The organism is Eggerthella sp. BIOML-A1, assembly GCF_009875595.1.
In the GTDB taxonomy this organism is placed as follows: domain Bacteria; phylum Actinomycetota; class Coriobacteriia; order Coriobacteriales; family Eggerthellaceae; genus Eggerthella; species Eggerthella lenta.
On record NZ_WWRZ01000003.1, the window covers coordinates 260,888 to 273,770 of the forward strand.

Consider the following 12,883-nt stretch of genomic DNA (forward strand, 5'->3'; position numbering starts at 1 on the left):
GCGATGCAGTCCGAACTTCGTCTAGTTCTGCAGCTCCACAGGCACGGCTTCGACGAAATACGTCGTGACGGTGCCGATGAACTCCGCTGCGTGCACGCTCGCGCGCAGCTTGAAACCGACCGTGCTGTAGCACTCGTCGAACGCGTCCATGTCCTCGAACCAGAACTCCACCATGCCTTCGACCGGCAGGTCGGCGTAATGGACGGACGCGCCTTGGACCATGCGGTCGATGACCAGGTTCTGGTTGTAGCCGCAGTACCCGCTCATCAGCTTCACCAGCAGGGAATGGGTGTACCACCACTCGTCATGGAACGTCGCGGCATCGACGCCCTCCGCGCGATCGCAGAAAGACACGCGCTTGATAGCCTTGCCGTCGAGGTAGGCGGGAACGGGCGTGTCCACCTTCTTCACCGCAACCAGCGTGGAAACGGGCTCTTCCACGAGCGGCTCCAGAGCAGCCAGCAGAGCATCCCCCGCTTCGTCCATCGCCTGCTGCATGTCGCCGTAGCTGTCGAAGAACATCTCGATGAAGCCGTCGATGTCGATGGCGCCGCGACCCAGATGAGAGCGCTGCTGGCGATCGGTCACGAAATCGATCTCGCACTTCCGCAGCTGGGGCATGCGGGCGATCACGTCGCGCACATCCCCCATCATGCCCTCGCGAAACGCCTCTTCGGAAACCCCTTCTTTGCACTTCAGCAAGCTAATCCTGGAAATCATGTCCTACCCCTTCCTCAGATCGTTCGGGAATTTTAGTATCCGGCAGCTGTTGGGCGCCTTCAACAACGCACTTGAAAGTGCGCAACTCACTTATTGGTAAGATGCATCCGACCAGCACATACGCGTTTTACGCTTCAGCGGCGTCCTTAGCCTTCATCTTCTTGAAGAACATCCACGCCAGCGACAGCAGCACGAGACCGACGATGCAGAGGGCACCGAGGAACGGGAATGCAGAACTGTAGCTGCCCGTGGTGGCAAGCGCGTTGGCGGAAACCACCGGGCCGATGAACGAGGCCAGCGTGTAGCCGATGAACATGAAGCCGTAGTTCTGGCCCGCATTGCCGGGACCGTAGGCATCGGCGCATACCGACGGCATGATGGCCATGATGCCGCCGAAGCAGATACCCAGAATGCATGCCTCCACGATGAAGATCGCGGTGCTCGTTGCATTAGCGAACAGGAACAGGTGGATGACCGCCGTCACCGCAACGGCGACGAACATGGTTTGGAAACGCCCCAACTTATCGGAAATGGCGCCGAGACCCAAACGGCCCGTGCCGTTGGCGATGGCGAAGATGCCCACCATGAGCGCGCCCGTCGCAGCATCCATGCCGGCTTGGACCTGCCCCACCAGCGAAACCGTGGACAGCATCACGCAACCGGTGCAGGCAACGGTGCCGAAGAACAGCAGCAGCGTCCAGAAGAACGGGGTCTTCAGCATCTGACCGGACGTGTAGTTCTTCACGCGCTTCGTATCGCTCTCGGCCGGCGGATTCCAACCCTCGGGCTTGAAATCAGCAGCAGGCATCTTGAGGAAGCGGGACAACACGATGAAGCCGACGATGCAGAACACGCCCACGATGTTGAACGCGATGCTCACGTTGAAGTTCTCGATGATCATGTTGCCCATAGGAGCCGTGAACAACGGGTAGATGGCCATGATGGCCAGAGCCACGCCGTTGGCGAAACCGCGCTTGTCAGGGTACCACCGCGTAGCGATAGCGAGGGCAAGGTTGTAGCAAATACCGTCGCACACGCCTACCAGCAGGCCGAACGATATGTATAGCACCGGGATGGTGCTGGCAAAGCCCGTCAGGAACCAGCCCAGGCCGAAGCCGATGCCGGCAACGGTCATGATGATATGCGCAGGCGCCTTGCGCTGCAGCCATCCGCCGATGGGACCGCTCAAACCGATCATAGCGATAACGATGGTGTAGGCGAACGACACCGACTGAGGCGAGAAGCCATAAGCTTCCATCAGGGGCTTCTGGAAGATGCTCCAAATATTCAACGACGCCGTCAGCGCACCGCACAAGGCCGCGCAGATCAGGATGACCCCGCGACGATAAGTTTTAACCGACATTGTTCTTTCCTCCTTGTTTACCTTCGAAATTGCATTCCGAAACGAACAGCGGTCCGTCTCGTGCGAAACCCTGGCTTCGCCCGGCAGTCACCTCCCTCGGTTCGCGTCGCTTCCGGTTTCCCTTCATGCACTCCGTGTCCCGCCGAGTCGCGCGCATTGACACGACGGGACACGGGATGATGCCTTACAGAAGACAGCCCACGCGGCGTCCGTCGGCGAACGCATGCTTGAGGAACGCGTTCTCGCCGCCGAGCGTCGAGCCTATCTCGTACACCTCGTCGACGAGCGACGCGGCCATGTCGAAAAACGCCGGGTCGCGCTGCTCAGGCAGCATGACCATCATGGAATCGCACGGCACCAGCTCTTCTCCCCCCTGCGAGAACCTCAGCAGCGCCCCTTGCTTGCCGAATTCAGCCACCGTGGCATCGCGTACAACACGAACCCCTGCGCGATTGAACCACGGCTCGATACGTTCTTTGTACTTGAGCGGAATCAAACCGCCCACATCCCCATCTTCGGCGACCAGCACGATGTCCTTGCCGCGCTTGCGCATGAACTCGGCGCATTGAGCGCCCTCGGCGCCTGCACCCCAAATCACGATCCTCTTGCCTACGGGGAAGAACTTCTCGCTTATCGAAGCAAGCTTGTCCGGACCGAACATCTTGAGCGGTACCTGCGCAAGCTTCGACATCATCGGGATGGTGAACACGTTCTTGCGATGTATGCCCGGAATATCGGGGATGCGATACGGCGACGAAGTGGCCACGACCACCGCATCAGGAGCTTCTTGGCGGATGAGCTGCTCGTCAACTTCGGTTTTCAGCCTCACCTCGACGTCAGACTTCTCGATCATGGCGGTCAAGTGGTTGAAGATATGCATGACCTCTTCGCATCCGCCGCTCTTGATCATGGCCGCCAGCTTGATGCGTCCGCCCAAAGCGCCCGCCTTCTCGTACAAGGTCACCTCGTGCCCTCGTTCGGAGAGCGTGCACGCGCATTCCATGCCCGCCGGACCGCCGCCTACCACCATCACGCGCTTCTTCTTCGCCACCGGCTTGGCGGCTAGTTGGCGCTCTTGACCCAAGGTGGGATTCACGCGACAGATGCGCGGTTGCGTGACCGGATCTTCGCAGCTCGCGCAACGCGTGCAACGCATGATCTCGTCGATACGCCCCTCGTCCACCTTGCGCGCGAACCACGGATCGGCCCACAGCGTGCGGCCGAGCGCGATGACGTCGGCATCGCCGGCTTCGAGCACGCGCTCTGCCAAGTTCTCGTCCATGCGGCCCGCCGTGATGACCGGCACGTCCACAGCATCCTTGATCCGCCGAGCAACGGCCGTCCACAGACCCACCCCGCGGTACTCGTCCATGAAGGGCTCCATGAACGGATCGGGTTCCGGGTACGGGAAGTAGTCGGGGCAGTAGCGAAACGGCGTGGGACCGTACCCGTATCCGGCGATGCTGATGTACTGGGCGCCGGCCTCCACGAACGCTCGGGCGTTCTCGGCAGCTTGCTCGGCCGTGATACCCTGCTTCGTGGGATGGAATTCGCGCCCGTTCAGACGGCAGCCGATGACGAAGTCGGGGCCGCACGCCTCGCGGATGCCTTCGATGATCTCGCGCACGATGCGCGTGCGGTTCTCGACGTTCTGGCAACCGTATTCGTCATCGCGCTTGTTCCAAAGCGGGCTGACGAAGCTGTCGAGAAAGTACCCGTGAGCCACGTGCACCTCGACGGCATCGAACCCGCCCTTCTGCAGCCGCACGGCAGCCTCGATCTGCAAGCGCTGCTTCTCGTGGATCTCCTCGACCGTCAGGCCGCGAGGGGCTTGGCACCACGGCTTGGGAACCGGCATCTCGTCCTCGGACAACGTAGAGGACGAGATCGGGGGAGGCCCGTCAGGGGTCGGGCCGGCCGAAGGACCGATATGATGCAACTGACCGATGGTGAGGCACCCGTGCTTGTGAACGGCCTCGTTGAGCTCGATCATGCCGGGAATGAACCTGTCGTCGTAAGCGCCCAGGTAGATGCCTCCCGCAGGTTCCCACAGTATGGCCGCGACATCGATAGCCGCAACTCCCCCTTCCGCCATGTTCTCGTACATGGCGATGGCATCGCTGCCGTCGGCGGTGCAGTCCTCGTTCCAGCGCCACGACGACTGAGGAGCCTTGATCATCCGGTTCTTCAACACGAAATTCGGCGCTATCTCAATCGGAGACAAAAGCTTCTCGAAGCCTTTCATGCAAACTCCCCTCCCTTCGTCTCGCGATTACAGCTTCAGGGCGACGGCTCGGCCCTGGCCCACCGCGTCGACCATGAGCGTGGATCCGGGTCCCTGGCATGCGCCGATGGGATACACCTCGGGGGCCAGGTCTTTCAGCTGGTCGTACAAGCTCAGGCCGGAACCGGGAGACTTGAACACCAGGATGCTGTCGGCCTTGAGATAGCGCTCTTCGCCGTCCTTGACGTACGTGATGCCGCGCTTGTCGATCGAGCGGTACTCGACGCCGGTGATCGTCTCCACGTCGTTTTCCCGCAGCCACTTAAGCGACCTGCTCTTGTACCGCGGCGGCAACCCCTCTCCCACCGTGTCCAAATCTTCGAGCACCGTGACGTTTTTTCCGCGTTTGCGCAGGAAGATCGCGCCTTGCACGCCTTCGATCTGAGCTCCGAGGACGACGCAGTTCTTGCCGATGCCCGGCAGGGCGATCTGAGAGAGCTTGTTGATGGCGTTTGCGCCGAAGAGCTTGAGCGGCTTTTCGGCCAAGCGGGTGAGCTGGGGAACCGTGGAGACGATACCCAAGTCGATGCCCGGAACGTCGGGCGCGCCGTACACGCCTCCCGTCGCGACGATGACCGCATCGGGCTTCATGGCGCGCACGAAATCGGGCGTCACCGTCGTTTTGGTCTTGATGGTAAGCCCCGGCGTCTTCTTGGCCTGAGACGTCAGCCAATCGATGAGCGCAGGGACGTTCTCGCACACCGTGCCCTTCACCATGGTGGCCAGGTTGAGCTCGAGGGCCAGGACGGATTCCTTCTCGCACAGCGTGACTTCATGGCCGCGCTCGGCGGCGACGCGGGCAGCCTCGAGACCCGCGGCGCCAGCGCCTACCACCAGCACCTTCTTCTTAGTCTCCGCAGGCACGACGGCCATTTCCCGCTCGCGCAGGAACGCCGGGTTCACGCGGCAACGGCGGTGCGGCGTCTCGTTCATGCGCAGCTCGTCGCACGTTGCGCAATGGTTGCAACGGCGAATGTCCTCGGGTGCCCCTTCCGCGATCTTGTTGGGCATGTCGGGGTCGGCCCACAGAGCGCGTGCGAACATCGCCAGGTCGATCTCGCCCTTCTCAAGCGCCGCCTCGGCCTTTTCAGGCGTTGCGAAGCCGACGCCGAACACCGGAGCCGACACGGCCTGCTTGATGGCGGCAGCGGGGGGAATGGAGAGGCCTTCGCCGTCCAGACGATCGAGGAACTGCTTCATATCCTCGTCGGGAGACGGGTACATCCAGTAGTCCAGAGCGAACTGCATGGGAACCGGACCGTAGCCGTAACCCGTCACGCTGATGTAGTCGGCTCCGGCAGCATCGTAGAACTTCGCGATCTCCACGCCCTCTTCGATGGTGATGGCATCGGGATGCCCGTATTCCTGGCCATTCGTGCGAACGCCCACGATGAAGTCCTCGCCGCACCGCTCCTTCACGCCGCGGATGATCTCGCATACCAAACGCGTGCGGTTCTCGACGGACTGGCAACCGTACTGATCGTCGCGATGGTTCCATACGCGCGACACGAAGCTCAGCAGGAAGTAGCCGTTCGCCGCGTGCACCTCGATGCCGTCGAGACCGGCCTTCTTGGCGCGCTCGGCCGCTGCGAAGTAGCGATCTTTGAACGCCTCGATCTCTTCGAGCGAAAGGCCGCGCGTAGGGTTGCAGTACGGTTCGGGGCTCGGGAGCTCGTCTGCGGTCAACGTGGAAGAGCACCAGGCTCCGCCCTTGGTCTTGATGGCGGCACCGTTCTGGAATATCTGGGCGATGAGCTCGCATCCGTTCCCGTGCACGGCGTCGGCCAATTGAGAAAGGCCGGGAATGAACTTGTCATCGTACAAACCGCCCAGCGGGTAGGTTTCCACGGTGTACACGCCGCCGTCGGCATCGTCGATCAAGGTGGCAGGATCGTCGCAGATCATGCCGCCCAAGATGATCGCCGAAGCGCCGCCCTTGGAAATCGCATCGTACAGGCCGATGATCCTCTCGTTGCAGAACTGGCCCGGATCCCACGACATCGCGGACGACGGCGCTTTGACCATGCGATTTCTCCACTGGTGGGTACCGATGGTTATCGGCTCTAGCAACTTCTCGTAAGCTTTCATATCGTTGATCCTTTTTCTCGTGCTTCTTCTTTACTGAAACGCAGCTTTTTTGACGGAAGATCGCAGGCTCCTATGCAGACGGCAAGGCAACCGGATAGGTTTCGGTCAGGTAGGTGTTGATCGCCCCGATGAACTCCGAGCTGTGCGCAGAGGCGCGCGCGAATTCGGGGGAAGCGTAGTACTCGTCGAACGCTTCTTTCGTTTCGAACCACATCTCCACGACGCCTTCTACAGGAAGCTCCTCGTACGGAACGGATACGCCGCCGTCGATGCGGTCGATGACGAGATCCTGGTTGTACCCCACGCACCCGGGAACGGTCTGCACCAAGCGGTCGTGCACGTTCCACCATTCTTTGACGAATTGCTCGGAAGTAACGCCGTCGGCGCGACCGAGAAACGACACGCGCTTGATGAGCTTCCTGCCGCGCAGGTACTCCGGGATCCGAATGACTTCGCGCTTGGCCAGCACGAGAATTTGGCAATGGGGGTTGGCGAACATCGGGACATCGTTCGCTCCTTCGCCGTGCAGCGACTCCACGCCCTCGACCATGTCGCCGTAACTGTCGAATTGCAGCTCGGAATACCCGTCGATAACCACCGAACCCCGTCCGATAGCATGGCGATGCTCGGCATCGACTACGACGTGCTGGTCGTACTTGCGCAGATTCGCCATCTTGCTTGCGATGGGACCATGGACGTTCAGCCAGTAGTCCTTGAACTCCTCCATGCCCATGCCGTCTTTTTTCTGCATCAATCCGCATCTGCTGATCATGGCGATCACCCTCCTTGAATCGAACGTGCAAATGGCCCCGTGTTTCGGCAGCTCCCCTGCGCCTCGCCTGCATGAGCATCGCCGCTGTAACCACCGCCTACGAACTCCGCATAACCGCATACTATGATCATTTGAAATCAGCCTCAATAACGCACTTTAAAGTCATAAGGGCACTTATAAGTAAGCGGCAACCCCCTGCCAAAGCCTCCAATATCAAGCCTTTGATCAGCGGTTTCGATACATTTCCATGAAGGGGCGATCGCAATCGCCGCTACAGCAATCCACCCATCCTCGCCATGGTGAGCACGAGCACGAGCACCGCGGTCGCAACCAGCACGTACGGACCGTTCCACCGTAGGCTGACCTTGATCGGCGATTGCCCGACCATGTCGGAAACGGCCACGACATTCGCAGACGCAGGGCAAAGCGCATTCCCCATCGCCCAGCTGATCGACAAAACAAGAGCGAGGTAGATGGGCGAAACGCCCCATTGAGAAGCGCCCATCGTCCCTCCCACCACGGCAACGACCGCAATGGGGTGGATACCGACCGCCGACGTCGCAAGCGTGATACCGATGATCGCAACGGTCAACAACAGCACGCTTTGCCCCGTCATATGCAAAAGAGATCCGACCAGAGCATCACCCAGATGGGAATAGCCGATGCTCTGCGCGAAGAACCCAGCCCCGGCGAACAAGACGATCTGATTCTTCGACTGGGGAAGCTTGTTGTTGAAGTAGTCCCCCCTGAATTCCCGCGCATACGTCGGAAGGCGCCCGATGGCAGCCATCCATGCAACGGGGAAAACCAGCGATGCCATGGCAACGACGACAATGGCGGAAAGCCCGCCCAGCTGGGACGTCGCCGCTACGGAAACAACGAGCAAGAAAGCGAACGCGCTAAGCTCGACGACCTTCCCCGCATCAATCTTGCCCGCAGGCGCCTCCGCCTCATCCGAAGAGGCCTTCGCCGCCTCATCCCTTACGAACGTCATCAGAAAACCAACGGCGCCGGCGATAAGCGCACATGCGATAGCAAAAGGAAAGAACGCCACCCAATCGACTCCCGTCAGCTGGACAACCAAAGCAATCGTTGCCGACGTCGGCGCCCATATCATGCAGGTGATGAACCCTCGGCTGAGAGCCGAAGCCAGAAGCTTTTCGTCGTAGTTGCAGCCGCTCGCACGGGACACCTCATAGGTCAACGGAACCGCCGCGATGCTGATAAGCACTCCGACGAACGCAGCCATGATGCTTACCAGCGCGTAATAACGGCTGTCGGTGTTTGCGTAACGGACGAACACCTCGCGAAGCGACTCGCCGTATCCCCCATGCTGCACAGGAATGCTCAAAAGCGGCACCAGGACGAACATGGCGATGAGGTACGAGTTTTCCCGTAACGCCTGCTTCCACACATCAAGCGGCGCTTGCGAATGCAGCAACAAAGCTATGCTCGAACCGAAAAGCAGAATCCCGATGACTCTCGACGACCCGGTCGACGCTGCAAAGCTCAGCGCGATAACGCCAACCATCAACATCAAGTTCAAATCGTCGAGCATCGACGATGCAAAGAATACGTTTGCTATCAAGCTGACGCCCAAACAAAAGGTGGCTGCGCTTCTCGTCGTGCGAACGAGACCTCTCACGTCGGTCATGCCGTCTTCTTCCTAACCCGCCCCGACTAAAAAGGGCACGGGAGGGTCGCCTCCCGCGCCCTTCTCGCTAATCGGATACCCTCTTTCCCTTGACGTAATACCCTTTCAAAAGGAACACCGAGGTCAACAGCGTTACGAGAACGGATCCTATCATCAAGTAGGTGATGGACAGATTATCGCCCGTGGCAGCGATAAGCGCCGTTGCAGCAAGGGGCGCCAAACCGCCGAAGACCGCGGCCGCGATGTTGTAAGAGAAACCGATCCCACTGTTGCGAAGCTTGGTGGGAAACACCTCAGCCGAAACCACCACGATGGCGACAGCCAAAATCGTCTGGAATACGATGAGTATCCCCAGCAAACCGATCATCAAGACGGCGTTGGTCTGCTGAATCAAAATGTAGAACACCGGATAGGACAAGATAAGGAACCCGAGGCAACCGACGATCAGGCACCTCCGCCTTCCCACCTTATCGATGAGCATGCCCACGACAGGGCAAAGCAGCAGGTTGATCGCGATAACTGACGTGTTGACGATGAACGCGCTCGAGAACGAGGTTCCCATAAACTGCGAGATATACGTCGGCATATAGGTAATCAGAATATAGTAGGTCGCGCTCGAGCCGACCAGCAGCCCGATGACCGTGATGATGGACTTCTTGTAGCGCAGGAACAGCTCCTTGACCGGCGTATGGTCCTCTTCTTTCACTTCCGCCTTCGCCTTCAGGAACTCAGGGGAATCGGGAACGTTCTTGCGCATATGCATGCCGTAAAAAGCGATCAAGATGCCGAAAAGGAACGGAACGCGCCACCCCCAATCGTACAGAGCGGCTTCGGGCAGGAGCGTCGTGACGAGCAGACCGGCAGCGGAGCCCAAAAGCAGACCGCAGCCAACGCTGAACGGCTGCCAGCTGCAGAGGAAAGCCCGGTTGTTCGGCGTCCCGTATTCCGAGATGAACGTCAGCGAAGAGCCGAATTCGCCTCCCGTCGCCAAGCCCTGCAGCAGGCGCAGCACCGTGAGCAGGATCGGCGCCAGAATACCCACCTGGGAGTACGTAGGCAAGCATCCCATGAGCATGGTGCATACTCCCATGCATAAGATCGTCAACGTCAATGCTTTGATTCTTCCGTGCTTGTCGGCGTATGCGCCGATAAGGATGCCGCCGATAGGTCGGACGAGAAAGCCCGTTCCAAAGACCAGGAAGCTGAGCAGAAGGCCGACGATAGGATCGTCGGCAACGAAGAAATCTGCGGAAATGATCGCTGCAAAATACCCGTACAGCCCGTAGTCGAACCACTCCAGCATATTTCCAAGGCTCCCCGAGAACACCGCCCTGGCCAACGAGGTTTTTTTCTTTTCAGTTGCCACCATATTTCATCCTCTCCCGAAAAAGCCCGAGACGACCGCGTCGCTCGCAATGGGTCTGATGGCGCCCTTGCCACGATGCGGCGCATCTGCAAGAACGTCGGGTTGAGCGAACGCGGACAACGCTCGCTCCGGAGGTTCCCCTTGTACCTTTCGAAATATCCGGCATGGCGGCGGCCCTCATCGGGCACGCCGCCATAAAGCTCGACTAGGCCTGCTCCATTGCGATAGGCTTCGCCTCAACCAGGTATGTCGTGATGTTGTCGATGAACTCAGCTCCGTGCGCACCCGTGCGCTTGAACGCAGGAGTTCCGTAGCACTCGTCGAACGCCTTCATGTTCTCGAACCAGAACTCCACGACGCCCTCGATCGGAAGCTCTTCGAACGGCACGGACTCCCCGTCCACGATGCGGTCGATGACGAGGTTCTGATTGTAGCCTGCATAGCCCGTCATGGTCTTGACCAGCGCAGAATGCATCTGCCACCATTCATCCTGAAACACCGCCGCACTCACACCGTCCTTTCGCCCGAGAAAGGACATGCGCTTGATCAGCTTGACGCCGTCGAGAAAGGCGGGAACCGGTGTATCGACCTTCTTCACCGCCACGAGCGCCGGGATGTCGGGAGCCGCGAACTGGGCGTAATCGGCTGCAAGCGATTCCTCGAGCGCAGCCATGCCACGCACCATGTCGCCGTAGCTGTCGAAGAACATCTCCGTGTAACCGTCGATTTCCGTCGAGCCGCGATCAAACGGCGAACGCTGCTCGTTGTCCACCACCACGTTCGTCTCGCATCCCTTGAGGTAGGGCATCGTGGCCAGAAGCCCTGCGTGAGCCTGCGTCAGATACGCAGAGAACTCCTCAGCAGACAGCCCCTCTTTCCGTTTGAGCAAGTTGATTCTCGAAATCATGCCGATCATCCTTTCTGAAACGTACCCCGTCCTTGCACCGCAAGTCACTTCGAGATGCGGTTCCTACCTCGTATTCTGTTGACGCAGGGTTGTCAGCGCAATAATGCACTTATAAGTGCGCTTCTTACTTGAAAGTGAGGCAAACGGACAATCGAAGAGAACGAGGACAAGAACAGCAAGGCGGTCGGCATAATGCGAAAATTATTGAAGGCTTTCCCTTGTTTCGACAGGCGAAGATTACGCTTCGTCCGTATCTTCTTCGCCCGCGCTACCGCGCACGTCGAACGTAGAGGGGTCGAATTGCCAAATGATACGCTCGCCGCTACCTTGTTCGGCGTCGCTCGCGGCACTGCCGTACATCAGCACGCCATCACCCATCGTGCCTTTCGTGCGTTGCAGCGTCTCTGCGGAGAATCCCCCGTACGCCGCCCCCCAATCCCGGATGAAATACAAGACGTTCGCGAAGCTTACGCCCTTCGCCGTGAGAAGATAATCGACCCGAAGCGGCTTGACCTCCACGACGATACGCTCGATGATCCCCACTTGCTCCAGCTCGCTTAAATGCTGACTGAACATTTTGTGGGAGATATCGTAAGGGATGCGCTTTCTCAATTCGCTGTAGCGCGCCCTTTTGCCGGGAGCCATGCTCAGATACCACACGATAAAGGGCTTCCATTTACCTCCCAGTATCGAAGCGACATAGGAAAGGGAGCATGAAGTTAAATCATCCATTTTCTCGAGCATACGACCTACTTCCCTCGATTAACGATTCAACGGGCAACGTGGTTGATTATAGAGAAGACGGAGGATCGCCAAGCTAGCGATTCCGTCGGCAAGAAAACCGCACTATAACCGACAAGATGCCGGTTAAGCGAAAACGCGCTCTCCGGCTTTTCTCAAAGTTCCCCATCGACCGCCGACGTCTTTTCGCCAAGCGCTTCAGATCCCCGAGAAGGCGCGAGGCGACTTATAGATGTCCACTAGGACGCAAATCAAGGCATTACCATAAAGTAAGTATCTATAGCGAGCGCGAGCCGCGCAAGAACGCACTTGAAAGTAACCTTGCACCCGCAAGGACGGGGAGCAGCTGGTCCTGAATACGGTCGATCGGGAAAGCCGCCGACGCATAACGCGATCTTCTACACCGCGTACTCGTACATGACAGCGGAGCGGCCGAGGCGGTCGTAGAAGCCTTCGCAAACGCCGCAATTCGCGAAACCGCACGACTCGTAGAGGCTCTGCGCGCGCACGTTGGTAGTGAACGTGTCGAGACGCACGGCTCTCTTGCCAGCCGCCCGCGCGACATCGATGCACGCCTCCATCATAGCGCGCGCGAATCCGCGGCCGTGGTAGGCCGGCAGCGTTCCCAACACGTGCACCACCAGCACCTCGTCGGGCGCGGCCGCCACATGCCAGGAAACGCTTTCGTAACCGGCATCGCCTTCGCCGTTCAGCACCATGGCCGACGCGATGCAGGTCGCGCCCTCGCCGTCCTCAACCAACCCCACGTACACCTCTCCCGCATCCACCGATGCGCGCAAAAACGCCGACGACGGATGCACGTCGTGCTCCCAGCACACGTCGAATTCCGTGCCGCGCATCCCGTCGATCATGTTCGTGTAGAAGTCCAGCACCTGGTCGAACTCGTCGGCTCGCGCTCGCCGCACCTTCAGCATCGGACGTCCTCCCCAATCGCGGTTGTTCTTCTGCACATACGATACCAGAGGAT

General features: G+C 59.4%; 10 protein-coding genes. All 10 read right to left on the bottom strand.

Annotated elements, in window-relative coordinates:
• Nucleotides 1–21: 21 nt before the first annotated feature.
• On the bottom strand, nucleotides 22–720 hold the full coding sequence (locus GT590_RS04635) for an EthD domain-containing protein (RefSeq protein ID WP_009305955.1): 699 nt from the start codon (nucleotides 718–720) through the stop codon (nucleotides 22–24).
• 127 nt (nucleotides 721–847) lie between these two features.
• Complete coding sequence (locus GT590_RS04640; protein ID WP_009305954.1) at nucleotides 848–2,083, bottom strand: OFA family MFS transporter; 1,236 nt, start codon at nucleotides 2,081–2,083, stop codon at nucleotides 848–850.
• 184 nt (nucleotides 2,084–2,267) lie between these two features.
• Nucleotides 2,268–4,328 carry an FAD-dependent oxidoreductase gene (locus GT590_RS04645; RefSeq protein WP_161170930.1) on the bottom strand — a complete coding sequence of 687 codons (2,061 nt, stop codon included), beginning with the start codon at nucleotides 4,326–4,328 and terminating at the stop codon, nucleotides 2,268–2,270.
• A gap of 27 nt (nucleotides 4,329–4,355) precedes the next feature.
• On the bottom strand, nucleotides 4,356–6,455 hold the full coding sequence (locus tag GT590_RS04650; protein ID WP_015759934.1) for an FAD-dependent oxidoreductase: 2,100 nt from the start codon (nucleotides 6,453–6,455) through the stop codon (nucleotides 4,356–4,358).
• A gap of 70 nt (nucleotides 6,456–6,525) precedes the next feature.
• Nucleotides 6,526–7,227 carry an EthD family reductase gene (locus GT590_RS04655; protein WP_015759933.1) on the bottom strand — a complete coding sequence of 234 codons (702 nt, stop codon included), beginning with the start codon at nucleotides 7,225–7,227 and terminating at the stop codon, nucleotides 6,526–6,528.
• A gap of 271 nt (nucleotides 7,228–7,498) precedes the next feature.
• Nucleotides 7,499–8,881, bottom strand: a complete 1,383-nt coding sequence (locus tag GT590_RS04660) for a C4-dicarboxylate ABC transporter (protein ID WP_009305950.1) — start codon at nucleotides 8,879–8,881, stop codon at nucleotides 7,499–7,501.
• A 67-nt stretch (nucleotides 8,882–8,948) separates the two neighbouring features.
• Nucleotides 8,949–10,250 (bottom strand): MFS transporter, encoded by a 1,302-nt coding sequence (locus GT590_RS04665; RefSeq protein ID WP_009305949.1) that lies wholly within the window; start codon nucleotides 10,248–10,250, stop codon nucleotides 8,949–8,951.
• Nucleotides 10,251–10,452: 202 nt separating this feature from the next.
• The gene (locus GT590_RS04670) at nucleotides 10,453–11,154 is read right to left on the bottom strand and encodes an EthD domain-containing protein (RefSeq protein ID WP_009305948.1); all 702 of its coding nucleotides are present in this window, start codon (nucleotides 11,152–11,154) and stop codon (nucleotides 10,453–10,455) included.
• Nucleotides 11,155–11,391: 237 nt separating this feature from the next.
• Nucleotides 11,392–11,898, bottom strand: a complete 507-nt coding sequence (locus GT590_RS04675; protein WP_009305947.1) for a helix-turn-helix domain-containing protein — start codon at nucleotides 11,896–11,898, stop codon at nucleotides 11,392–11,394.
• A 395-nt stretch (nucleotides 11,899–12,293) separates the two neighbouring features.
• Entirely contained in the window at nucleotides 12,294–12,830 is a 537-nt protein-coding gene (locus GT590_RS04680; protein WP_009608154.1) for a GNAT family N-acetyltransferase, read from the bottom strand.
• Nucleotides 12,831–12,883: the final 53 nt, after the last annotated feature.